Origin of the sequence: Desulfoluna butyratoxydans (assembly GCF_900699765.1) — a bacterium.
In the GTDB taxonomy this organism is placed as follows: Bacteria; Desulfobacterota; Desulfobacteria; order Desulfobacterales; family Desulfolunaceae; genus Desulfoluna; species Desulfoluna butyratoxydans.
In genome coordinates this window covers 102583-125444 of record NZ_CAADHO010000008.1, presented here as the reverse complement: position 1 = coordinate 125444, position 22862 = coordinate 102583, and the positions used below count along the sequence as shown (strand labels likewise).

General features: G+C 59.6%; 21 protein-coding genes. 17 read left to right on the top strand and 4 right to left on the bottom strand.

Features of this window, described 5'->3' with window-relative positions; genetic code table 11:
* Positions 1-100: 100 nt before the first annotated feature.
* The 4 genes from MSL71_RS19670 (at position 101) to MSL71_RS19655 (ending at position 5969) form a co-directional block, all read left to right on the top strand.
* A complete protein-coding gene (locus tag MSL71_RS19670; protein ID WP_180143726.1) occupies positions 101-2728 on the top strand; it encodes a TonB-dependent receptor in 2628 nt (875 codons plus the stop codon).
* Positions 2728-3636 (top strand): ABC transporter ATP-binding protein, encoded by a 909-nt coding sequence (locus MSL71_RS19665; RefSeq protein WP_218951086.1) that lies wholly within the window; start codon positions 2728-2730, stop codon positions 3634-3636. Before MSL71_RS19670 ends, MSL71_RS19665 begins: the two co-directional genes overlap by 1 nt.
* Positions 3637-4074: 438 nt before the next feature.
* Positions 4075-4740, top strand: coding sequence for a hypothetical protein (locus MSL71_RS19660; protein ID WP_180143724.1), 666 nt, complete (start codon positions 4075-4077; stop codon positions 4738-4740).
* On the top strand, positions 4740-5969 hold the full coding sequence (locus tag MSL71_RS19655; protein WP_180143722.1) for a DUF4857 domain-containing protein: 1230 nt from the start codon (positions 4740-4742) through the stop codon (positions 5967-5969). Before MSL71_RS19660 ends, MSL71_RS19655 begins: the two co-directional genes overlap by 1 nt.
* A 102-nt stretch (positions 5970-6071) precedes the next feature.
* Here MSL71_RS19655 and MSL71_RS19650 read toward each other — a convergent pair whose 3' ends face one another.
* On the bottom strand, positions 6072-6878 hold the full coding sequence (locus MSL71_RS19650) for an MYG1 family protein (RefSeq protein WP_180143720.1): 807 nt from the start codon (positions 6876-6878) through the stop codon (positions 6072-6074).
* A 439-nt stretch (positions 6879-7317) separates the two neighbouring features.
* Between MSL71_RS19650 and MSL71_RS19645 the strand changes: the two genes are divergently transcribed.
* Positions 7318-8748 (top strand): MORN repeat-containing protein, encoded by a 1431-nt coding sequence (locus MSL71_RS19645; RefSeq protein WP_180143718.1) that lies wholly within the window; start codon positions 7318-7320, stop codon positions 8746-8748.
* Complete coding sequence (locus tag MSL71_RS19640; RefSeq protein ID WP_180143541.1) at positions 8748-8921, top strand: hypothetical protein; 174 nt, start codon at positions 8748-8750, stop codon at positions 8919-8921. The genes MSL71_RS19645 and MSL71_RS19640 overlap by 1 nt, the downstream gene beginning before the upstream one ends.
* 61 nt (positions 8922-8982) lie before the next feature.
* Here the strand turns inward: MSL71_RS19640 and MSL71_RS19635 are convergent, their stop codons facing one another.
* Entirely contained in the window at positions 8983-9678 is a 696-nt protein-coding gene (locus tag MSL71_RS19635) for a transglutaminase-like domain-containing protein (RefSeq protein ID WP_180143716.1), read from the bottom strand.
* A gap of 443 nt (positions 9679-10121) precedes the next feature.
* Between MSL71_RS19635 and MSL71_RS19630 the strand changes: the two genes are divergently transcribed.
* Positions 10122-11000, top strand: coding sequence for a flagellar basal body-associated FliL family protein (locus tag MSL71_RS19630; protein ID WP_180143714.1), 879 nt, complete (start codon positions 10122-10124; stop codon positions 10998-11000).
* A gap of 13 nt (positions 11001-11013) precedes the next feature.
* Here the strand turns inward: MSL71_RS19630 and MSL71_RS19625 are convergent, their stop codons facing one another.
* A complete protein-coding gene (locus MSL71_RS19625; protein WP_180143711.1) occupies positions 11014-11931 on the bottom strand; it encodes a hypothetical protein in 918 nt (305 codons plus the stop codon).
* Positions 11932-12150: 219 nt separating this feature from the next.
* Here MSL71_RS19625 and MSL71_RS19620 point away from each other — a divergent pair, with 219 nt between their 5' ends.
* Positions 12151-13194: a PAS domain-containing protein gene (locus MSL71_RS19620; protein ID WP_180143710.1), complete on the top strand. Its 1044-nt coding sequence runs from the start codon at positions 12151-12153 to the stop codon at positions 13192-13194.
* A gap of 96 nt (positions 13195-13290) precedes the next feature.
* Here MSL71_RS19620 and MSL71_RS19615 read toward each other — a convergent pair whose 3' ends face one another.
* Entirely contained in the window at positions 13291-13908 is a 618-nt protein-coding gene (locus MSL71_RS19615) for an FmdE family protein (RefSeq protein ID WP_180143977.1), read from the bottom strand.
* Positions 13909-14169: 261 nt separating this feature from the next.
* On the opposite strand from MSL71_RS19615, the gene MSL71_RS19610 reads away from it, so the two are divergent.
* From MSL71_RS19610 to MSL71_RS19570, 9 genes are all read left to right on the top strand, one after another.
* Complete coding sequence (locus tag MSL71_RS19610) at positions 14170-14754, top strand: helix-turn-helix domain-containing protein (RefSeq protein ID WP_218951085.1); 585 nt, start codon at positions 14170-14172, stop codon at positions 14752-14754.
* 37 nt (positions 14755-14791) lie between these two features.
* Positions 14792-16084: a 3-isopropylmalate dehydratase large subunit gene (locus MSL71_RS19605; RefSeq protein ID WP_180143708.1), complete on the top strand. Its 1293-nt coding sequence runs from the start codon at positions 14792-14794 to the stop codon at positions 16082-16084.
* Positions 16085-16087: 3 nt separating this feature from the next.
* Positions 16088-16612: a 3-isopropylmalate dehydratase small subunit gene (locus MSL71_RS19600; protein ID WP_180143706.1), complete on the top strand. Its 525-nt coding sequence runs from the start codon at positions 16088-16090 to the stop codon at positions 16610-16612.
* A 104-nt stretch (positions 16613-16716) separates the two neighbouring features.
* A complete protein-coding gene (locus MSL71_RS26545; RefSeq protein WP_246317837.1) occupies positions 16717-17157 on the top strand; it encodes a phosphoribosyl-ATP diphosphatase in 441 nt (146 codons plus the stop codon).
* Between the two features lie 56 nt (positions 17158-17213).
* Complete coding sequence (gene hisG / locus MSL71_RS19590) at positions 17214-18065, top strand: ATP phosphoribosyltransferase (protein WP_180143705.1); 852 nt, start codon at positions 17214-17216, stop codon at positions 18063-18065.
* Positions 18066-18153: 88 nt separating this feature from the next.
* Positions 18154-18543: a hypothetical protein gene (locus MSL71_RS19585; protein WP_180143703.1), complete on the top strand. Its 390-nt coding sequence runs from the start codon at positions 18154-18156 to the stop codon at positions 18541-18543.
* The gene (thiD, locus tag MSL71_RS19580) at positions 18540-19346 is read left to right on the top strand and encodes a bifunctional hydroxymethylpyrimidine kinase/phosphomethylpyrimidine kinase (RefSeq protein ID WP_180143701.1); all 807 of its coding nucleotides are present in this window, start codon (positions 18540-18542) and stop codon (positions 19344-19346) included. The genes MSL71_RS19585 and thiD overlap by 4 nt, the downstream gene beginning before the upstream one ends.
* Before the next feature lie 224 nt (positions 19347-19570).
* Entirely contained in the window at positions 19571-20965 is a 1395-nt protein-coding gene (rlmD, locus tag MSL71_RS19575; protein WP_180143698.1) for a 23S rRNA (uracil(1939)-C(5))-methyltransferase RlmD, read from the top strand.
* Between the two features lie 509 nt (positions 20966-21474).
* Positions 21475-22809 (top strand): KamA family radical SAM protein, encoded by a 1335-nt coding sequence (locus MSL71_RS19570; protein WP_180143696.1) that lies wholly within the window; start codon positions 21475-21477, stop codon positions 22807-22809.
* The last annotated feature ends 53 nt before the right edge of the window (positions 22810-22862 follow it).

The following is a 22862-nucleotide window of genomic DNA, read 5'->3' as shown; positions in this document are numbered from 1 at the left end:
GATTATGCGGTGCCGCTGCATGTGCGGCGGGGCGGCTTACCGGTTGTACCCAAGGAGACCTTCCAAAGGAAGGGCCCTTTTCAGATGGAAGAGTAATGCAATGATACGAAGGTGTGTGAGGCGATGTGTCGGCCTCGACGGAGGGTGTTGTCCGGGCAGCGGGCACGCAGCGTGGCTGGTGATTGCCATGGCCCTGATGGTCGCCGGTGCTGCGGCAACGGCATGGGCTGGCGAAACCACGGCAAAGGCTCCGGTGGAAGTTGCGGCCCCAGGAGACACAGGCCGGGACGCGGAAAAAACAGAGGTGAAAAAGAGCAACGAGGTGGCGGTGAAAGGGGATACCCTCACCGTGACGGGTACCATGGAGAGCAAGGCCTCCGGGGTGTCCATTCTTGATTATCAGATGCTTCGGCATCTTTCCGGTGGGAACGGGGATTTAAACGAGCTTCTGCTGGTGCTTCCGGATATCCAGCCGGATGACTCCTGGCGCTCTGCCAAGACAGCCGGGGAGATCCTGCCGGTGAACATCTCCATTTCAGGCGGAAAGGCCTACCAGAACAATTTTTCCGTGGACGGGATCTCCAACAACAGTCTTTTGGACCCCGGCTCCGAGCGCCACCAGGTGGTCAACGACGTGCCCGGCCATCCCCAGGAGATTTTCCTGGATTCGGACCTGGTGGAGGAGGTGGCGGTTTACGACAGCAACGTGCCTGCCCGGTTCGGTGATTTTTCCGGTGGGGTGGTGGACGCAAAAACCGTCAAGGCGGGCATCAAGCCCAAAGGTAAGGTCTATTACCGGACCACCCGGAGCCAGTGGACCCACTTTTTCCAGTGGGAGGGAGAGGAAGACGACGAGGCCTCCCTTACCCCGCCGTCTTCCGACGATGAGGCAATTGAGGACCCCCGGTTTGAAAAGCATATCTATGGCGGGAGTCTGAGTATGCCCCTGGGCGACACCCTGGGGGCCTTGGGGTCCGTCAACGAGGTGCGATCCACCATTTCCAAGCGGCATTTCAAGGGGTGGAAGGATGAAAAACGACACCTGAGAAATATTATGACCAAGCTCTCCTGGGATCCGGATTATCTGAATTCCTTTGAACTGAGCCTGTTTCATTCCCCGTATGAGGAGGAGCGTTTCCTCTCGGATATCAAAAACAGCGACTACACCATCAAGGGGGGCGGGGATCGCATCCAGGGGCAGTGGAACCGGGGGCTGGGTTTCGGGGCCCTGGAGGTGACCGGTGGGTTCCGAAAGAGCGTCAACGAGCGGGAGGCCCCGAAGGATCTTCGTCAGTGGGCCGCCACAGCCTCCAAGCCCTGGGGTGCGGATGCAGAATCGGCCTACTCCAAGGAAGGCGGTCACGGGGACATCACCAAGACTCAGGAGAGTTTTACCACCCGCGCGGACCTGTCGGAGGTCTCCTTTGAGGGGTGGGGTGGGCGCCATACCCTGAGCACGGGCATTTCCTACGATCTGACCAAGGGAACCTTCGACCGCAAGGAGTCCACCATGATCTACACGGACCCGGTAACGTCCGATACGGTTATCTCCCCTGGCAACAGCTACGACTGCGAGGACAACGAGCAGTACTTCAGCATGCGCAAGGTCTACGATGCCGATGACTCTTCGGCGGTGGTCAACGCCTTGAGCCTCTATGGCCAGGATGAGATGGTGTGCGGCAGAGTCACCCTGCGGCCGGGGCTTCGAGTCGCCGCCAACGACTTCATGGATAATCTGGACGTGGCCCCGAGGATGTCTGCGTCCTGGGACAGCTTCGGGGACGGGCGCACGGTGTTCACCTCGGGTTTTAACCGGTACCACAGCGCCACTTTTATTACCTACAAACTGCGGGAGGCCAAGAGGCCTTACCGCACCGAGGTGCGAAAGCCCTATCAGGACATGGTTTTTTCCGGAAGCGATCCTTCGGGGACCCTGGGCGGTTTCTGGTGGCCGGTGTCGGATGCCGGAAACAACGTGGAGACCTTTTCCACCCTTAAAACCCCCTATGCCGATGAATTTCAGATCGGTGTCGACCAGAGGTTCGTGGGCGGGACCCTGGGGTACAAGTATGTGCGCCGAAAAGGACGGGATCAGTTTGCCCGGACCTACGGGGCCATCCAGCCCGACGGGTTGCGCTATTACACCATGACCAACGACGGCTTTTACGACCACAAGAGCCATCGCGTGGCCTGGGGGCGCTCCTTCGGTGCTCATCGCCTCAACCTCAACGTAACATACCAGGATACCGATTCCTCCAATGGGTCCTATGACGGGGAGATAGGTGACGATCGCGTCTGGTACGGCGACGAAGTGATCTATCGGGCCGAACTTCCCAAGAGTACCTTCAACAAGCCCTGGATGGCCAATGTCACGGCCGTTGTCTCCCTGCCCGCGCGCATGACCCTGACTACCATCGCCCGGTACCGGGGTTCCTACACCAAGGTGGAGAGTACGGGCAAGACCAAAGAGGTCCCCGACGATCAGGGCCAGATCAACCCTCTCACCGGGGAGAAGGTCTCCGAAGAGATTCCGGTCTATGGCGAGCGGGATCGCCCCTCCAGTGTGGTGGTGGACTGTAAACTCCGCTGGAAGTTTCCCTTGTGGGGGCAGAGCGTTTTCACCAGCACCCTGGAGGTAAACAACCTTTTTAACAAAAAAGTCCTGGCCGATGGCAAGAACTACGAATTGGGCCGCCAGTTCTGGCTTGGAGGCGAGGTGAGTTTCTAATGGAAAGGAGCAACGAGACCATGTCGGACACGGTGATTCAGGTGGACAACCTGTGCCACAGCTACGGGGGCAAGGATGTGCTCCGGGGCCTCAGTTTTGAGGTGAAAAAGGGCCGTATTTTTGGGCTTCTCGGGAAAAACGGAGCGGGAAAAAGCACCACCATCAACATCATGATGGGGTTTCTCTCTCCCAAAGGCGGGGTGTGCCGGATTTTCGGGGAGCCCTCCCACAGTCTGCGACCGGAGACCAGGGCCCGCATCGGCCTGCTGCACGAAACCTTTCTCCAGTACGAGTTTTTGACCATTGGGCAGGCCGAAACATTTTACGCCTCTTTTTATCCGATGTGGAACCACGGGGTGTTCAGAGATCTCATGGACCGCCTGGGGCTCCCGGACAATCGCAAGATCCACCGGATGTCCTGCGGCCAGCGATCCCAGGTGACCCTGGCTCTCATCCTGGCCCAGATGCCCGAGCTGATGATCCTGGACGATTATTCCCTGGGGCTGGACGCCGGCTACCGTCGCCTGTTTCTCGACTACCTCCTGGACTATGCGGAACGTTACGGTACCACCATTCTCATTACCTCCCACATTGTCCAGGACCTGGAGCGGTTTGTGGATGATATCGTGATTCTGGACCAGGGCCGTACCCTTGTGAGCTCCAGCCTTCAGGGCTTCACCGATGGGTTCCGCTGCTACGGCCTTCCCCGCAACGGGGGGAAAAAACCGGTACAGGACGGGATCATCGCCCGGACGGAGTGCCTCGGCGATCGGCAGTATCTCTACAGCTTTGAATCCCAAGACGTCGTGCGGGAGCACCTGGCTGCCTCAGGCATGGATGCCGCAGGGCTTGCGCCGGTCTCCATGACCCTGGAAGACGCCTTTATCGGGTTGACCGGGAAATATTGATGGCAGGTAACGTTTAAACGTATGGGACCGGCGGCTCTGTTGGCGGTTAAGTTATCTTAACGTCAAATACATAGTCCTTAACGGATCGTTTTGAATGACGCTTGGGTTTTGTTCATCGTTTGGGCCGCGACCTTCGAAAAAACCGAGAAAGCTCGACCGAAACGGAGCGCCGCGCTCCGGTGCGGCTTTTTAGCCCGTCATTACCCGTGCCGCACAGGAGGCAAGGGAGCCAGGGCGGTTATGCAAATATGCCGATGGTCGAAACCATGATGAAGGCCGACGTTTGATTCAAAGGCGGATGTGATTTGGCCCGAGGAACGAGGGGGAAAGTGCATTCACAACCTGGGGCCCAGAGGATCAGTCCCTGGCTGCCGGAGGCAGGCTTATCCATGCGCCTCAAGTATAGAAGGCATCAACAAAACAAGGATATGAAAACACATGTACAAGGCGATTGTATATAAGGAGTGGATCAAGCTTCGCTGGTTCCTCCTCGTGTTGCTGGGGATCACCCTGGCGGTTTATGGGAAGATTTTTATCATGCTCAGGTCAGCCGTGCTTGCCAAGGGGGCGTACCACCTCTGGTACATGGCGGCGATCAAGCAATCCGTTTTTTACGGGGACATCATGTGGCTGGCACCCTTTGTGGGGCTGGTGACGGCCCTGGTGCAGTTCGTGCCGGAGACGGGCAAGAGGCGCCTGCGCATCCTTTTTCACCTGCCCCTTCCCCACACCCTGTCCCTGGTGTGCATGCTGGGGGTGGGATGCCTCTGTGTTGCAGGGCTGTGCGGGATCAGCGCGGTGTGCCTGGCCCTGATCATGGGATGCTATTTCCCCGCAGAGATCGTGTCGGGTGCCCTGTTAACGGCGGCACCCTGGTGCCTTGCGGCGGTGCCCGCCTATTTCGGGGCCGTGTTGGCCCTGGTGGAGACGGCATGGTGGCGCAAGGCGGTTTACGGTGTCATCGCCTTTGGCACGGTGTTGCTGCTGGTGAAAAAAAGCTTCGGGGTTTTTGAGCTCTCTCTGGGGGGGTACGCCCTGGCGTGTGCCCTTTACCTGCCCACGGTTCTGTTGCCGGCTCACCGGTTTAAAAGGGGGATTGTCTGATGCTCAAGGTTTCGCGATGTGCCATTGTTCTCCTGATAACCCTGGTGTGTGCCATCTACGTTCCGGAGCAGGTGCGGCGGCTGCTTGTGGAGAGGTCGTTTTCTCCCTTTATCCTCTACAGCTCATCTCTAAAGACATTCATGGTCAATGCCAGGGATAAAGAGACGGGGCAGCGCCGGATGACGGATCTCTCCGGCAAGGAGTACACCAGGCGAGAGTTTGAAACAGCACTGCCCATGTTTTTTTATAAAGATCTGGCCGCCTGGGGCTGTCTGCCCGAATCCCTGGACGGTGAAGAGGTGACCTATAAAAAGGTGGCCATGAACCGCCAGGTGCTGAGCCTTCGGCCGCGCGCCCTTAACAGCCCGGTGGTGCCCCTGTATCCCCTGTACGAGTCTGCTTCGGGGTTTACCCAGCTGGAGGAGCCCGACTCCATGTTTCGGGTGACAGGCGCCTTTGAGTTTTTGGACGCCGCAACCAACGCCGTGGATGCGGACCGGTCCGGGCGGTTTACAAAGGCGTTGACCCGCAAGGGGTTCGCCTTTCCCGCCCAGGGCATCTTCGGCAACCCCACAGCCCGGAAGCCCTTTGACGAGGGCTATTTCATCACCGATGCCGAGGGGACCCTCTTTCACCTGAAGATGGTGCGGGGAAACCCCTGGGTGAAGAACACGGGGCTGGCCCCGGCCAGCGGCATCCGTTACATCGGCATGGATGAAAACCCCCGGCGGGAGTTTTATGGTCTGATGATCGAAGGGGACGGCACCGCAAGCCTTCTCTCCTGGGGCAACTACAGGCCCATTGCCCTGCCCATGGAGGGTTACGACCCGGATACCATGAGCCTTGCCGTGTACTGCGACCTTCTCAAGCGGACCTTTGTGATGACAGGGAAAAAGAGCGTCCGGGTGTGGGTGACGGATCGCGCTTACCGCCCCATCGCCTCCCATACCCACGGTCTGGAAGCCAAAGGAGGGCAGGAGATGCTCAAGCAGCTTTTCCCCTTACGGGTTGTGCGTTCAAAAGGGGAAACCGCCTATGCGCTGCTGGATGTTTCCTTTAACCCCGAGGGGTGGATGGTCTCCCTGTTTTGCCTTGTCGGGCTCCTGGGCTGGCGCATGAGGCAGCGTCGGGCGGGGCGTCATCCCGAAGATTATCTGGTTGTGCTCCTCACGGGGGGCTGCGGGCTGTTGGCTGTGGCCTTGACGGGGTGTCTGCCGGAGGCAGATTAAGCGTTAAGCCAGTACCACTGACAAACAAAAAAAGCCGCAGCTTGCGCTGCGGCTTTTTTGTGTCTTCGTATCAGGGTCCCAAGGGGGAGACCCGTCGTTGCTTTACTGTTCCGGCAGGGCCAGGCGCACCAGCTCCAGAACCTCGGCTTCGGGAAGGCGTTCGTTGGTTTTGGCCACGAAACCGGTTTTGTGGGTGAAGCGGATATCGGGTCGCCCCTGGAGTTTGGCGAAGTTCACCTCCGGGGCGTTGTCGAAGCGCATGAGCTTCCAGCCATCCCCCCGGCTGTCCCGGGTGATGCAGACCGCGGCAGGGTCTGCCTGGCGAAAGTTGAACTCCTGGGCGCCTTCGGAGTCGTCGGTGTCGCCGATGAGGATGCCGTAGCCGTTGATGGTCACTCTTTTGGCGTTGGACCACAGCTCCAGCTGGTCCGTGAGCTTCCGGGCGCTGTCCAGGGCTTTGCGGCCGAATCGGCGCATGATGGGGATGAGGGAGTCGGGGTCGGCGGCAAACATGTCCAGAACCCAGCCCTCCATGGGGCTGTACGTGGTTCGTAGCTCGGTGGTGCCAATTTCAGCGCCTACCTTGGCCGGGCCGAATCGGTCGATGCGGTCTTTAAAACGCCACCAGGGAAGGGACGACAGGGAGGCGGCGCAGCCCAGGGCCTCGGCCACCAGCACAAAGCTTGCAGAGAGCTCGATGTTCTGGTGATGGTCGTAGTTGCGTTTTTCCGGGTCGTACTCTTCACCGATGTCCACCACCCAGATGGTGGGGTCTGCCACCTCTTCGGCCGTGGGCTCTCGTCTTTCAATGGTAAAATCGGTGTCCGGGTGGACGGCCAGGATAAGGCAAAGGGCGAAGAATTCGTCAAAATGTGAGGAACCCGGGTGGGTGATGATCAGCTCGGTCAAAGCGGTCTCCCTTGTTTCGTGTATGGGTATTTTGGCGGCGTGTGGTCGGGTCGGGAATCGTTCGGGCGAAGGGGTCTGGCACGGCGCATACCGGTGTCGGTCCGTTCCGTCGGACTCAAACGGTTCGTTTCCAAGCCTCCAAAGATTGTCATGGATTTCAGGCCTTGCGGGCCGGGCGCATTGCTGGTTGGAATGCTCGTAAAAGAGCTAACGTTATCTTATGTATCAGCGTATGGCAATAAAAGAATGAATGGCGCGTGACGTAAAGGATGCTGGAATTGCTTGGATACCGGGGTGCCGGGGCGGTGGCTGGTTTGACAAACCCTTTGCCTATGGGATATTAAAACAAATTTACTTGTGCCCGTCCGAGGGCATGCATGGCCTTGATGGCGGCATGCGGGATGTTATTTATGGCAGAACCTGAAAAGGGTGACGATTGATGATAAAGAAATTGACGGTGAACGCGCTGGCCTTCTGGGTCATTGCCGGTCTCTCCGCCGCATACGCCGATGGGTCCGGCTCCTGCGAAAGCGGTGATTGTGAAAACGGACAAGGCGTGTACCACTACGCCGACGGCGGGAGTTACGAGGGGGCCTTCAAGTCGGGGGTCGCCTCTGGAAGCGGGGTGCGTGTCTACAAGGACGGCACCCGTTACGTCGGGCAGGTGGAAGGCGGCATTCCCGAAGGCGTGGGAGAGATGATCTTTCCCGACGGCACCCGGTACATGGGGGGCTTCGGCGAGGGGCTGCAGAAGGGGCACGGCACCGTGGTTTACGGCGACGGACGACGGTTTACCGGTGCCTTTGAAGACGGGCGGCCCAGCGGTCACGGAACCCTTTTTTTCAAGGACGGCAAACGCCTGACGGGCATTTTCAAAGACGGGGTCCCCCAGGGACCGGGGGTTCTCTTCTTTGTGGAGGGGGCTGTGTATACCGGTGAGTTCCGCAAGGGACGCATGGAGGGCACCGGGACCCTCGTCTATGCCGACGGCCATGTCTACGTCGGATCCTTTACCAACGACACCATGAACGGGGAGGGCACCCTCACCGCGCCGGACGGCAGTACCCTTAAAGGGGAGTTCGTGGACGGCCACTTGGAAGGGGAAGGGGAGATCGCTTTTCCCGGAGGCACCTTGTATACCGGCAGCATCGTCAATGAGAAGATGCAGGGCAAGGGAAAGCTTGTGGAGCCCGACGGCACCCGGTACGAAGGTATGTTCGAGGAGAACCGGTTCCATGGAAAGGGCACGGTCACCTACCCGGACGGCGCCACCTTCACCGGCCCCTTCATCGAAGACAAGATCGCGGGCAAAGGCCAGTGGATCTTTGCCGACGGGGCCCGGTTTTTCGGGTACATGAAAGACGCCCGGATCATGGAAGGCAAGGGTGTGTACACCTCGCCGGACGGCACCCGCTACGAAGGACGGTTCCACGAGAATCTCTTCGAAGGGGAGGGGATCCTTACTACGGCCGAGGGCGTGCGCTTTGAAGGCTCGTTCCATGAGGGCCTGATGCGGGGTCCCTTCAACGTGTTTTACCCGGACGGTGCCCGGTACTCAGGGGAGGTCAAGAGCCTGAAGCCCCATGGGACCGGTACCATGACCTATGAAGACGGGAGCAGCTTTTCCGGTCTTTTCAAGGAGGGCCTTTTTGACGGGCGCGGAACCCGCAAGCTCACCGACGGCACCGAGCTTCGCGGAACGTGGGTCAAAGGAAAGCCCGACGGCAAGATGGTAACACGGGCGTCGGACGGGACCACCCGGGTTGTGACTTACGCAAACGGACAGCCTGTGACGGCTGAAAACCAGGGCTCCGGGGCGTCTGGCGACGCCCCTCGGAAGAGCGACACCAACACACCGGAGGGAAGCTGATGAAGATGGCATCGACGGATGAGCAGATCCTGCGCGCAGCCAAGGAGATCGTCGTAAAATTTATCGAGGTGGGGCGCGTCTCCCCCACGGGGTTTGACGAGGCGTTCAAACAGATCTACAGCTCGGTTGCCTCCGCAGTGAAAAAGGAGGCGCCTCCCGCAGGGTCCGAATAACCCCGTGTAAAAGGCAGGAACATCTATGACGCCCTGCAGGACGGATCCTGCAGGGCGTTTTTTATTTGTTCTCCGATACCGCTTCCCTGGCAAAGTCTCCGAGTTCTTTTCCCCCTAAGCTTTCCAGGGTTTTAAAAAGGTTGGGGTAGGCGGCCAGGGAGGCGTTGATGATCTCGTCCACGGGGATGTCGTCGTAGGGGCCCCGGTCCAGGACATACTCCATGTGTTTGCGGCCTTCGGTGTCAAAGGGGTGGAAGAGGCAGTCGGTCTCCCCGTCGAATTCCAGGGGGTGAACGCCGAATTTTTCGCACAGGGAGGCGTTGAAGGTGGGGGTTACCTTGATCCACCGCCCGTTGAGGAACACCTCCGAGTAGCCGTGGTAGACAAACAGGTCTGTTCCCATGAGCTCCCTCAGGCGCCGGGTGCTCAGGTGGTTTTTGACATCGGCGAACCCCAGGCGCGCCGGGACCCCTGCGGCCCGCACGGCAGCGGTATAGACCAGGGCCTTGGCCACGCAGTAGCCCCTGCCCTTTTTCAGGACGGAGCTGGCCCGCATCCCGTCGGGGCTGAGGTCGTAATAGTACGGGTCGTAGAGGACATCGTCGCGCACGGCATTGAAGAGGGCCATGGCCTTCTCCTTGTCGGAGGAGAGTCCTGCAACAAGGGGGGCGACGTAGGCGGCGATGGCCTCTGAGTCGCAGTCGATGTGATGGGTGGGGGCCAGATAGCGGGTGCGTTCTTCGTCGGAGAGTCTCATGTCTGTCACCATTTTTCTGTGTGATGTGTGTGGATTCGATCCCTGACTGTGTTGCGCCGAGGCCGTGGCGGGGCTCCCTGGACGGCCGGTTCATTCAGTATTTCATACAGGGCGGTGTCGGTGGAATCGTCTTTTTTGCTTTTTTTTGAAGAAGGGATGCGCGGCCGGAAGGTATTGTCCTGAAAACGCATGTGATTTTTCTGTGGGGTGAGGCGTGTGGGTTCCCTTGGCGGGATGGGGGGCTGCTCGGGGTGCCATTTGGTGTGTTGCCCTTGGGGGAACGGTGACGGGGCGTAGGGTCCCCCGGGGGGCTCCCGCTGTTTTCATGTGTTTTATCCGGGGTCGGGCAAGGCGTTAAAGTTTTATGCGGGATGGGCGATAGAAGGAAGAGTGGGGCGTGTGCGCCCACAACAGATCAGGATGCCTTGGGAAAGGGTAAGGGTATGAGAAACGGATTCAAGCAAGGGGCAAAGCGGGTGGTGCTGGTTTTGATGGCCCTTGCTTTTTTGGCCTGCGAGAAGGAACCCCCGGAGCGGGAGATGGTTGTGGGGCCGTGGAAGGACACCATTGCCAGTTACCATAACATCATCTCTTTTCGGGCCAACGGGACCTTCGGTATCCTGCGGCTGGTGGAGGGGCAGCACTCCAAAATCGACGAGAAAGCGGAAAGGGCAAAGGTCGAGGGCAAGTGGAAGCTGCTGCCTCCGGAGATGGAAGGGGATCCCCTGCTCCTGATCATGACCCCGGAGATGGTGGTTGGTGACACGCCCTGGGCGGTGGACACTCCGGTGACCTACCTGATCGAGCGGTTGACCCGCAATACCATTCTTCTGCGCCCCTCAGGCGGTGAGCGCATCTCCTGGGACCGGTTGCGCAGCACCAAGGCGCCTGAGGAAGAGGACGGGGTCCCCCTGACGCAGATTCCCACCGGCCCCCTGGTGGTGGGGCTCACCAAGGAGCGCATCAATGAAGAGAGCCGGTACCTGTGCGTGCAGCTGACCCTGAGCGTCAACGACGTGGAGGTGTTGCCCTATGTGGAGCCCGATGACGAGTCGGCCGAAGGGGCATACCGCCTGCATCCGAGCCTCCTTGAGGCCCTGGTGCTTCACATGAGTCGGCTCACCTACCGGGAGGTGCGCAGCCTGAAACGGTTTGAAACCGTGTTGGCTGATTTCAAACGGCTCCTCAAGCCCTATCTCGGTTCCCATCTGCAGGAGATCAAGGTGGTCCGGGTGCAAATTACCTCGACCCGCGACGGCGTAAGCGAGTTTGTGGGCAAGTATGCCCCGAAAAAGGTGGCGCCCCCCGAGGCCGGCACCTGAGCCCGGCGCACGTTTATTTCTTCTGTTCAGAGGGTGGCTTCAGTCCCGCCATGGCATTGCCCATATCCTGCATGATCAAAAAGAGGGCGTCGTCCAGGCGCTCGGAGATCAGGTCCCGGGGCGCGGGGCGAGCCTCTTCCGGCTTTTCATCGGTCCATTCGGACAACACATCCAGCACTTCATGTTCCCAGAACAAGACGATTTTCCAGTGGAGTTGCTCCTCGTAGAGGCTCACCTGGTCCACTGTGCGCTGAAGCAGGGTATTTATGACGCCCGGGTAGGCGGTGCACATCTGATCCACGATGGTATGGCCTGTGTGGGTGTCCACACAGGTGACCTGGAGGTTCGGGCCTCCGGGCACGGCGCTTCGCATGGGGGTGCAGGTGATCTGGAGCCGCTCGGTTCGCCAGGCCAGGGCGTCGGCAACGGACTGCCTTGCATAGGCTGCGTAGGTTCTGGCGGTGCTGTTGCACAGGGACCAGAGGTAGGCTGCTCCGGGAATGCTGGTGGCGTAGGCCATGGCGTGGAGCTGGCCCAGGATGGCCAGGTGAAGCACGGCCATGGGGGCAAACAGGGGCAGGCGTTCAATCCGTTCTTCGGCTGTGGTGTCGGGGCGAAAAAAGAGGTGGCGGTTTGCTTCGATGATGTCCAGGGACTTGAGGAGCCGCGTGGCGTAGGGCACGGTCTCTTCCTTGCCTGCGCCCAGCAGAAGGGCCCCCATGGCCTGCAGCGAGGGGGTGAGCTCGTCGAGTTGACGTGGGGCAAGCTCTTCGCTGAGGAGGCCTTTCATGGGGCGTTTCAACGCGTGCCAGAAGGGCAGGTTTTTGTCCGCGAAGAGGGTGTCTGTGAGGCGGGGCAGGGCGGACGGCGCCAGCCCGGAGCCGTCCGAAACGGAACGGGCCAGGGTCTTAAGGGATGTTTCAACGGCCATGGAATCTCCTTGGGTAAGGGGGTGGCACGTAAGAGGGGGAGGGGGGAAGCCGCAGGGGGCTTCGGGGCGCATGGGCAGGGGTGGGGTTTTTTCAGACTTACGGATTATGTTACTGTATTGGTCACCCGATGTCCACTGCCCCGCATGGCGGGAACAGAAATGGAAGGCATCGTTTTCGGGGTGGATTGTAAGGCGACGGGGAGTTCATGGGAGGTGGCAATGATGAGTTCGGCTCTGTTTCATCTGTTTTTGTCGTTCATGTCGGTGGTCTTGTGGCTGCTGATTTTGGGAATTTTCCTTCGGAAGGCGGCGGCGCCTAAGCTGAAGGGGCGTTTTTTCCTGTTTTTGAACGTCATCCTGATCATCGATGCCGCGCGCTCCGTGTTTGAGAGTGTTTATTTCGGGATGGTGCACACGTCCCGGGCCGGTCTGCTGCCGCCGGGTGTGGAGGCGTATCTCATGGCCCCTGCACAGATTACGGTTCCTAAACTCGTGAACCTTTCGGCCGCCGCATCCATTCTTTTGCTGCTGGCCTTTCACTGGTACCGCGATGAAGAGCGGGAGGCCCGGAAGCAGGCCCTTCAGATGGAGCGCCTGAAGTGCATTGAGGAGAAGTACCGGAACCTTTTTGACAACATGACCGGCGCCTACGCCATGGGGGAGATGATATACGATGGGGCCGGGCTTCCCGTGGATTTTCTTTATGTGACGGTGAATCCTGCCTTTGAATCGATGTTTTCCATGGATAAAAACGCGGTGGAGGGCAGGCGGCTTTCCGAGGTGTTTCCCGGGGTGGACCAGGACGAGTCCGGGTGGCTGACCCATTTTGCCGAGGTGGTGAAAACCGGCGAAGGGAAAACCCTCAAGGAGTATTCAGATGCCCTGGACATGTGGTTTTACATCAACGTGTTCCATGCCGGGGGCGAGCAGTTTGTCACGGTGTTTACAGACATCACGCCGTTGATGGAGGCCGAGCGCCTCACCGGGGCCCTGGCCCTTGCCGGGGCCGCCAGCCATGAGCTGAGCCAGCCCCTTCAGGCGGCCCTGGGGTATGCGGAGCTCATGGAACTCAAGGCAAGGGAGCTTGAGGGCGGCGAGGCCCTCCGTGAAACCGCGGACCGGTTTTCGGATCAGGTGGAGCGCATCAAGGAGACCGCCGCCCGGCTTCGGGGCGTCTCCAGGTACCGGACCAAGGGGCACGCCGGGGGAACCCCCATCCTTGACCTGGCAGGAAGTGTGGAGCCAGGACAAGACGATGGGTGAGGGCGCCTGGTGGACGTGGTCGTGTCTCAATAAAGTGGCTTAAGGCCTGTTTCCCCCGGCAGGGCCGTCGGGGCTTTTTTTTGAGCTGAACAGTGACTACACCCCTTCGGCGCAGGGTCGGCAGAGGAGCGTATCCCCCTTGCGGACCATCTTGGTCTGCATGGTGAGTTCGCCGCATACGGCGCAGGCAACAGACGGAGCCAGCTCTGCAAAGGCCGGCTCGGGGATGGCGGCGTCGGTGATCTCAAAGACCTCGCCCACGGGCTTTTGGAGAAGGTCCACGGTCTTCATGAGCTTCTGCTGTTTTTTTTCATCTGCCGTGGCGGTCCCTTCCGCAAGCTTTTTCTCAAGCGCCTCAAACACCTCCGGGTCCCGGCCTGTATAGGCATACGTGCTCTTGCGCGAGAACCGGAAGCCTTTGCCTGCCTGGCGTGAAAACACGGTGTACACATTTTTCCCGATGTTGGTGATGGTGAGGTTTCCCTTACCGGCCGTGGTGCCCAGCAGCACCTGCAGGGCATCCACGGAGCAGGCGTCGTTTTCGCTGATGGCCACAAGCTCTTCGTCTTGGCTGCGGTCCTCGCCCAAAAGGCGAAGGGATTCCACGGCCACCAGGTAGCCGTAGACAAGTCCCGGGCAGAGGTGCCCGTGAAAGTCGATGCAGGGTTTCAGGGTGTCGGGCAGGGGCAGGTGGGCGTAATGGGTATGGTTCATGGGGGCCTCGCATGATGGGTTGGGTGCGCCCGGGGCGCATGAAGGTCATGGTTGAAAAAGGGCTTAAGCAGCGGGCGGGATCCCGGAGGGAGCTGCCCGGTGTGCATCTGACACTATAATCAAAGGCTGCCGGGCATGTCAAAAGCGGTGCTGAACCGCACCGGAAACAGGTGGAGCTTAAGGGCCTTGCATGGGATCTTCCCGGAAAAGGGTTGACAGGTTGTGCGGGGTGACTTTATAAATGCTTCAGGAGGTGCAGTATTGATAAAGTCAGAGCCTAAACACCAATTCGGGGGCAAGTTGCGGGCGGTCAGGGAGCGTCGGGGTGTTACCCTGAAGCAGGTGGCCGGCAGGGCCGGCGTGAGCGAGAGCCTGGTATCCCAGATTGAGCGCAACAAGGTCTCCCCGTCCATCGACACCCTTCTCTCCATCGCCGACGTGCTGGGGGTGGATTACGAATACCTGTTCAGTGATTACCGCAAGAAGGGCAAGGTCGATATCATCCGTGCCTCAGAGCGCAGCGTCACCCGGGACGGCCAGGTGACCATGAGCCGTCTCTCCGTGCGGGAGGAGATCCCCGGGGAGCACACGGTGGAGGCCTTTATGCTGGAGGTCGCGCCCGGTGGCCAGACCGGGGACCTGGAGTACGGCCACGCCGGCCGGGAGTTCGGGATCATCCTTGACGGAGAGGCCGAGCTTCTCTACGGGGACGACACCTACACCGTGGCCAAGGGGGACACCGTCTCCTTTGCCTCGCGCATACCCCACATTTTAAAGAATCGCGGCGACGCGACGCTGAAGGCTGTCTGGATCGTTTCACCGCCCAGGCAGGCCTCACACAAATAAGAGATCGCATATGAACCAGACATCTTCCGGAGGAGATATGGGAAAGACAATCGCGGAGAAAATTTTTGAATCGCATCTTGTGGACAACCCGTCCGGCGACATCCAGGTGATTCGTCTGGACGCGGTTTTCTGCCATGAAATCACCACGCCCGTGGCCATCACGGACCTTGAGGCCCGCGGCATGGACCGCGTTTTTGATCCGTCCAAGATCAAGGCGGTCATCGACCATGTGACCCCGGCCAAGGACTCCAAGACGGCCATGCAGGGCAAGATCCTGCGCGAGTGGGCCCTGCGCCACGGGATCATCGATTTCTTCGACATCGGTGACAACGGCGTCTGCCATGCCCTCTTCCCGGAGAAGGGGTTTGTGCGACCCGGGTACACCATCATCATGGGGGACTCCCATACCTGCACCCACGGTGCCTTCGGTGCCTTTGCCGCCGGTGTGGGCACCACGGACCTGGAGGTGGGTATCTTAAAAGGCGTCTGCGCCTTTCACGCGCCCCAGACCATGAAGGTCACCATCACCGGCGACCTGAAGCCCGGTGTCTACGCCAAGGACGTGATCTTGGACGTCATCGGAAAGCTCGGGGTCAACGGCGCCACAAACCGCGTCATTGAGTTCACCGGGCCGGTGGTCTCCGCCATGAGCATGGAGGCACGCATGACCCTGTGCAACATGGCCATTGAGGCCGGGGGCACCTGCGGGATCTGCGCACCGGACATGACCACGGTCTCTTACCTCTGGCCCTTCATCAAGGACGAGTTCCCCTCGAAGGAGGCGGCCCTGGAGGCATACAGCGCCTTTACCGCCGATGCCGACGCCGAGTACGCCGAGGAGATGGTGGTTGACGTGAGCGAGCTGGTGCCCATGGCCACCTTCGGGTACAAGCCCGACCAGGTGAAGCCCATCGCCGAGATGGCATCGGAAAAAGTAGACCAGGTCTACATCGGTTCCTGCACCAACGGTCGCATCGAAGACCTGCGCGTGGCCGCCGATGTGCTCAAAGGCAAGCACATCCACAAGAGCGTGCGCGGCGTGGTCTCTCCTGCGACCCCGGCCGTGTACAAGCAGGCCTTGAAAGAAGGGATCATCGAGATCTTCATGGACGCGGGTTTTTGTGTGACCAACCCCACCTGCGGGGCGTGCCTGGGCATGAGCAACGGGGTCCTGGCCGAAGGCGAGGTGTGTGCCTCCACCACCAACCGCAACTTCAACGGCCGCATGGGCAAGGGCGGCATGGTTCACCTCATGAGCCCTGCGTCGGCAGCGGCCACGGCCCTTACCGGCGTTATCACCAATTCACACATCTTTACGGGCGGGGAGTAAGCCATGAAATCATTCAACGGAAAAGTCCTGTTTCTGGATCGGTCCGATATCAACACTGATGAAATCATACCGGCTCGGTATCTCACCGAGATCACCAAGGAAGCCTTGAAACCCTACCTCCTGGAGGACCTGGAGCTGGAAGGCTTTGCCCCGGAAAGGGATGTTACGCCCACCGGCGCGGTGGTGACCCGCGCCAACTTCGGGTGCGGATCCTCCCGCGAGCACGCGCCCTGGGCCTTTGAGGTGAACGACATCAACATCGTCATCGGGGAGAGCTTTGCCCGGATCTTCAAGCAGAACATGTTCAACTGCGGCATGATGGCCGTGGAGCTGCCCGCAGAGGTCCTGGACGATCTCATGGCCCGGTTTGCCGGCAAGGAGACCGACCTGGTCACCGACCTGGAAAAGGGTGTGTTCCGGTTCTCCGCAGACGGCGAGAGCCTTGAGGTTCCCTTTGAGATCTCCGAGTTCGACCGAGCCCTGGTGGGTGCGGGCGGCTGGGTCGGCTACGCGGATACAAATTACTGATCCGTGATGCTCGGTTCCTCTTTTGAGGCATCGGGTACCTTTTTTGAGCGATAAGGGGAGGGCTGCCCGAAGGGCGGTCGTCCCCTTTTGTTTGGGGAAAAAAGGTGCTATGGTCTCAATTTGCCGGAATCCGCAGGGGAAAGAGCCCCTCAGGCGCCATGATCGTGGCGGCTGACTGCGGAGAATGTGTGCTGAATGCCCGTCCCCCCATGCGCTGGCCGGGACGTGTTCCGGCCTTTTTCACGCGCATCATCATGACAACAGACCACGAGATACACTCCATGAAACGATTTGAAGAGCTCTTTGCGGAGCTGAAGAAGAAAGTGGCTGCCGGCGATCCTGATTCCGGGACCGTCAAGGAGCTCCATGCGGGAAAGCACGCCATCGGAAAAAAGGTCATCGAAGAGGCCGGTGAGGTCTGGATGGCCGCCGAGTACGAAGGCAAGGAGAAGACTGCCGAAGAGATTTCCCAGCTCCTCTACCATCTCCAGGTGATGATGATTGCCTGTGACCTGGAACTGGAGGATGTCTACAAATACCTGTGATGGCCTTTCCGCCCGCCGGAGCGCATCACGTCAGTTGAGTTAAGGAAAACCGTCAGATGTTGAAAATAGCACTTCCCAACAAAGGATCCCTGTCTGAAGAGTCCCGGGCCCTCATTTCCGAAGCCGGGTACAATTGCCGCCGTTACAGCCGTGAACTCAAGGTCACGGATGTGGAGCACCAGGTGGAGTTCATCTTCCTGCGCCCCCGAGACATTGCGGTCTACGTGCAGAGCGGGATCATTGACCTGGGCGTCACCGGCCGGGACCTGGCCATGGACAGCGAGTCCGAAGTCGATGAGCTGCTTCCCCTGGGCTTTGGCCGTTCCAAGTTCTGCTACGCCGTTCCCGAAGAGAGCCTGCTGACCCCGGAAGGGTTCAATGGCAAGCGCATTGCCACGTCCTACCCCGGCATTGTGGGCCAGGATCTCAAGCGTCGCAATATCGATGCGGCCATCATCAAACTCGACGGCGCCATTGAAATTTCCATCAACCTCGGGGTGGCCGACGCCATTGCCGATGTGGTGCAGACAGGGCGTACCATGGCCGAGGCCGGGCTTCGCATCAGCGGTGAGGCCATCATGTCCTCCGAGGCTGTGCTGGTGACCCGCAAGGGCCGTGAGGAGAGCCTCACCTCCCAGGAGATGATGTTCATCGAGCGTCTCAAGGGCATTGTGGTGGCCCGTCAGTACGTCATGGTGGAGTACGACGTGGCCGGTGAGGCCCTGGAGAGCGCCTGTGCCGTGACCCCCGGTATCGAAGCCCCCACCGTGGCTCCCCTCAGGCGGGAAGGGTGGTTTGCCGTCAAGGCCATGGCCCCCAAAAAGGATCTCAACACCATCATGGATCATCTGGTGGAGGTGGGCGCCAAGGGCGTCATCGCGACGGATATCAGGACCTGCAGGCTCTAGGGTCTGTCGTTAAACACTTCGTGGATGCCGCTCATGGGTGGTGGGGGCCGAACACGATTCTCATGTACAAGCAGACAGGACGTGCGCAATGGTCTTTATCTCGACAATGCTGGCCCTGCTCGTGGCGTCTCATTTCGGACGGCAGGGGTTGATTTACGGGTTTATCCTCGGGATCTCCATGGAAGTGGTGAACCTGGTGGTCTCTGCCCGCGTGGTGCGCAAGGCCGAAGAGAACACGCGGACCCGCTACATGGGCCTCCTGGAAAAAAAGAAAGACCGGGAGAAGCTCCTGGAGGGGAAGTGTGAATCCCTGACCCGTGAGATCGACACCCTGGACCGCCAGGTCAAAGAGCTTGAAGAGAAGACCAACGGGTACATGCACCAGGTGACGGAAAATGAGAAGGTGATCGACAAGCTTCGCCGTGAAAACGAGAAGCAGGCCAGGCTCATCGACGCCGCCGGGAACCGGCTGCCATGACGCCGCTCAGGGTGCTTTCCATTGCAGGCTCTGACAGCTGCGCCGGGGCAGGTCTCCAGGCCGACCTCAAGACCCTGTCTTCTTTGGGCTGCTATGCCATGACCGCCGTCACTGCGGTGACGGCCCAGAATACCCAGGGGGTGAGCCGGGTGATGCCGGTTCCCCCGGACATGGTCCGGGCCCAGGTGGAGGCGGTCCTCTCCGATGTGGGGGTGGACGCCGTTAAAATCGGGATGCTGGGCACCCCGGAGAACGCCGAAGTCGTCGGGGAGATCCTTGAGACGATCAAGGGTGTGCCGGTGGTTCTGGATCCCGTTATGGCTGCCCAGAGCGGCCATGGGCTCAATGCCCGGGAGACCCCCCGGGCCCTGGTGACCCATGTCATGCCCCGTGTGACGGTGATGACCCCCAACATTCCCGAGGCCGAGCGGCTTACCGGCCTTGAAGGCGGCTCTTCAGGCGGTATGGAAGAGGCGGCCCGCAGGCTGGTGGCCATGGGGTGTGCCAATGTGCTTCTTAAAGGGGGGCACTTTGGCGGGGACGTGTGCCCGGACCTTCTTTTGGAAGGGGCCACCGGGGCGGTGACCCGCTTTGAAGGACCCCGCATTGAAACCCGAAACGATCACGGCACAGGGTGCACTTTGGCCTCGGCCCTGGCCGGGTACCTTGCCCGGGGCCTCTCACTTCCCGAGGCGGCCGGACAGGCCAAATCCTATATTACCGGCGCGTTGAAGGGCGCCGTATCCCGGCAGCTCGGTTCAGGGCACGGGCCTTTGTACCACTTCTTTTCCGGGGCCCGGTGAGGTGTCCTTTCTGGGGAGCTGTTCGGTTCCCCGTTGCTTCGATGTTCCCATCACGATCCCTTTCGGATCGAAAAAACTTGCCAACATTTGATGACATCGGATAGTATATCCAGCTTCGCACTCGGTACGAAAGGGTGACGTGTGCCCGAAATTTGCTGAGGGCTCGTCTGAGTATCGGAATTTTCAGGGCTTTTGTGAAAGCCAAACAAGGGTAGTGTTGCATTATGGCGGTAAAAAAAGGTGAAGTGGTCGACATAGCGGTCACCGATATGGCTTTCGGTGGGCGTGGTCTTGCCAGGGTGGACGGCATGGCTCTTTTTATCGACGGCGCCGTGGCCGGAGACAGGGTTCGGGCGCGGGTCTTCAAAAAGAAGAAGAGTTTTGCCGAAGCGCGGACGCTGGAACTTCTGGAACCGTCGGAAAACCGGGTGGAACCCCGGTGTGAATACGCTTCCTGGTGCGGCGGCTGCAAATGGCAGTTCCTGGATTACGAGACGCAGCTTGCCTACAAGCGCGACCACGTGGTGGAGTCCCTGGGGCATATCGGCAATATCCACGACGTGACGGTGCACCCCACCCTGCCCTCCAAGCATCTGTTCGGGTACCGCAACAAGATGGAGTTCTCCTGCTCGGACAGCCGCTGGCTGCTGCCGCACGAGCTCAACGACCCCGACATTGAAAAGGGGCTGGGCATCGGACTCCATGTCCCCGGCACCTTCAGCAAGGTCATCGACATCAAGCAGTGCCATATCCAGCCGGAGACGGGAAACCGCCTGCTGGATATGGTGCGGCAGTACATCAAGGCGTCGGACCTGCCTGTCTACGGCCTGAGAAGCCACGAAGGGTTCTGGCGGTTCGTCATGTTGAGGCACTCCTACCACGAAGACCGCTGGATGGTGAACATCGTCACGGCCGAAGACCGCCCCGATGTGGTGCAGCCCCTGGCCGACGAGCTTGTGGCGGCATTTCCCGAGGTGGCCTCCGTGGTCAACAACATCACCAGCCGAAAGGCCGGGGTGGCCGTTGGGGAGACCGAAAAATGCCTGGCGGGCCAGCCTTTCATCACCGACCGACTGGGCGATTACACGTTCAATATCTCGGCCAACTCCTTTTTCCAGACCAACACCCCAGGGGCAGAGGCTCTGTACGCCACGGTGGAAAAATTTGCAGGCCTTACGGGCACTGAGCGGGTCATCGACCTCTACAGCGGCACCGGTACCATTCCCATCTGGCTCTCCAAGGGTGCGGCTGAGATCACGGGCCTTGAGATCGTGCCCAGCGCCATTGAGGACGCCAACGAGAACTGCCGCCGAAACGGGGTGGAGAACTGCCGGTTTGTGCTGGGCGATATCCGGGAGGCCCTTCCCGGGGTGGATGTGGAGCCCGATGTGATGATCATCGACCCGCCCCGAGCAGGCATGCACAAGGAAGTGGTCCAGCGCGTCGCCGAGTTGAGTCCGGAGCGTATCGTCTATGTCTCCTGCAACCCGGCCACCCTGGCCCGGGACCTTGAGATGCTCAAGGCTCAGTACGAGATCTGCGAGGTCCAGCCCGTGGATATGTTTCCGCACACCTTTCATATCGAAGCGGTGGCCCGCCTGGAAAAACGACGGGATTAGCCGGAAAAACGGGGTGCGTGCCCACGTTCACGTTGCAGGGCTCTTTTTGACGGGCAGGTGCCTCAGGTGCCTGCCCTGACCGCAGGGGTTACCCGTTTTTCCCAGCAATAAGATCAGGACATTGAGAGTTGGGCGTCATCTGGTCGCCCGTAACGACCCGGCTGGGGTGTATGCCTCAATTTTTGCCGTGAAGCCGCCGTTTAAAGCTGTGCCCGATTCCGGAAAAGGGGGGATGGGCTATTTGTTTTCTGGTCGGTTGGGTCGGTGATTCGCGACGCCGGGAATCGCGTCGCAAAGGGCTTTCCGCCGATGGCGGGGCAATGGGTCGGAGGAATTGACAAATTCCTTAAAATTTATTATATTATGGCGTTTACGAGAAAAAATAAAATGAATTGCGGGGTGACGGGAGGTAGTCATTAAGCGACTATGTTTGATTTCCGTTAACACACAGAAAAAGGAGGATAAACTTCCGAACTTCCGCAGGAATAGAGTAGGCATAAGGAGGTCTATTGAGCAAACTTACAATCAAACCCAAAAGCTATAAAGCGTTTACGACCCGCAATATCGATACAATTCCACAGTTTGAAGCGCTTCCCTCCGAGATTCACGACGCCATTCAGGTCGTTTCGCGCGTGATGCCCTTTCGGGCAAACAACTATGTGACTGACGAGCTCATCGATTGGAGCAACCCGGAAGCGGATCCTATCTTTAAGCTGGTCTTTCCCCAGAAGGGGATGATGGCCGTCGACGATTACGACGCCCTTGCCGCGAAATGCGCAGCCGGTGAGCCCGAAGCGGCCCTGCGGGCAGCGGCCAGGAACATTCAGCTGAAGATGAACCCCCATCCCGCGGGTCAGATGGAACTCAACGTGCCCAAGTGTGATCTCGGCCAGTCCATCAACGGCATCCAGCACAAATACAAGGAGACCGTCCTCTTTTTCCCCACCCAGGGGCAGGTGTGCCATGCGTATTGCACCTACTGCTTTCGATGGGCCCAGTTTGTCGGGGTGGATGATCTCAAGTTCGCCTGCGGCGATCCCCAGGCCCTGGTGGATTATCTCAACGCCCACCCCGAGGTTACCAACGTCCTGTTCACCGGTGGCGATCCCCTTATCATGACCAGCAAGATCCTGCGTCGCTATGTGGAGCCCCTTCTTACGCAACGTCCCGGCAACGTTCGGTCCATTCGGTTCGGTACCAAGGTCCTTGCCTACTGGCCTTACCGATTCCTGACGGACAAGGACGCCGATGACGTCATGGCGCTCTTTGATGAAATCATTGCCGCCGGCTTCCACCTTGCCATCATGAGCCATTTCAGCCATTCCAGAGAGCTGGAGACGGATGCTGTTCAGGCCGCGATTTCACGCATCCTTTCCACCGGCGCCAACATCCGCTGTCAGGCTCCGCTGATTCGTCACATCAACGACGATCCCGAAGTGTGGCGTGCCATGTGGGAAAAACAGGTCTCTTTGGGGGCGATTCCCTATTACATGTTCGTGGAGAGGGACACCGGGCCCAAGGAGTACTTCAGCGTGCCCCTGGCCGAGGCGTACCAGATCTTCACAGAGGCCTACAGCAAGGTGTCGGGTTTGGCCCGTACCGTGAGGGGCCCCTCCATGAGCGCGACCCCCGGCAAGGTGCTTGTGGATGGCATCGCCGAGGTAGGGGGGCAGAAGCTCCTTGCCTTGAAGTTCATCCAGGCGCGGGACCCCGAGTGGGTCAACAAGCTCTTCTTTGCCGAGTACGATGAAAAGGCCGTGTGGCTCGACGGGCTCAAGCCTGCCTTCGGTGAACAGCGGTTCTTCTTCGAAAAAGCAGGGTTAAGCTCACTGCGCATCGCTTAAGGGCTATGCCCTAACAAAACAAAAAGCCGATCCACATCGTCCGAAGGCGATGT

What these genes read in the sequence shown, in the direction of transcription:
- MSL71_RS19660 (WP_180143724.1), top strand. Translation starts at nt 4,075, where the DNA reads ATGTACAAGGCGATTGTATATAAGGAGTGGATCAAGCTTCGCTGGTTC.
- rlmD (WP_180143698.1), top strand. Translation starts at nt 19,571, where the DNA reads ATGGCGGTAAAAAAAGGTGAAGTGGTCGACATAGCGGTCACCGATATG.
- MSL71_RS19630 (WP_180143714.1), top strand. Translation starts at nt 10,122, where the DNA reads ATGAGAAACGGATTCAAGCAAGGGGCAAAGCGGGTGGTGCTGGTTTTG.
- MSL71_RS19585 (WP_180143703.1), top strand. Translation starts at nt 18,154, where the DNA reads ATGGTCTTTATCTCGACAATGCTGGCCCTGCTCGTGGCGTCTCATTTC.
- MSL71_RS19615 (WP_180143977.1), bottom strand. Translation starts at nt 13,908, where the DNA reads ATGAACCATACCCATTACGCCCACCTGCCCCTGCCCGACACCCTGAAA.
- MSL71_RS19655 (WP_180143722.1), top strand. Translation starts at nt 4,740, where the DNA reads ATGCTCAAGGTTTCGCGATGTGCCATTGTTCTCCTGATAACCCTGGTG.
- MSL71_RS19670 (WP_180143726.1), top strand. Translation starts at nt 101, where the DNA reads ATGATACGAAGGTGTGTGAGGCGATGTGTCGGCCTCGACGGAGGGTGT.
- MSL71_RS19645 (WP_180143718.1), top strand. Translation starts at nt 7,318, where the DNA reads ATGATAAAGAAATTGACGGTGAACGCGCTGGCCTTCTGGGTCATTGCC.
- MSL71_RS19665 (WP_218951086.1), top strand. Translation starts at nt 2,728, where the DNA reads ATGGAAAGGAGCAACGAGACCATGTCGGACACGGTGATTCAGGTGGAC.
- MSL71_RS19640 (WP_180143541.1), top strand. Translation starts at nt 8,748, where the DNA reads ATGAAGATGGCATCGACGGATGAGCAGATCCTGCGCGCAGCCAAGGAG.
- MSL71_RS19635 (WP_180143716.1), bottom strand. Translation starts at nt 9,678, where the DNA reads ATGAGACTCTCCGACGAAGAACGCACCCGCTATCTGGCCCCCACCCAT.
- thiD (WP_180143701.1), top strand. Translation starts at nt 18,540, where the DNA reads ATGACGCCGCTCAGGGTGCTTTCCATTGCAGGCTCTGACAGCTGCGCC.
- MSL71_RS19600 (WP_180143706.1), top strand. Translation starts at nt 16,088, where the DNA reads ATGAAATCATTCAACGGAAAAGTCCTGTTTCTGGATCGGTCCGATATC.
- MSL71_RS19625 (WP_180143711.1), bottom strand. Translation starts at nt 11,931, where the DNA reads ATGGCCGTTGAAACATCCCTTAAGACCCTGGCCCGTTCCGTTTCGGAC.
- hisG (WP_180143705.1), top strand. Translation starts at nt 17,214, where the DNA reads ATGTTGAAAATAGCACTTCCCAACAAAGGATCCCTGTCTGAAGAGTCC.
- MSL71_RS19605 (WP_180143708.1), top strand. Translation starts at nt 14,792, where the DNA reads ATGGGAAAGACAATCGCGGAGAAAATTTTTGAATCGCATCTTGTGGAC.
- MSL71_RS19620 (WP_180143710.1), top strand. Translation starts at nt 12,151, where the DNA reads ATGATGAGTTCGGCTCTGTTTCATCTGTTTTTGTCGTTCATGTCGGTG.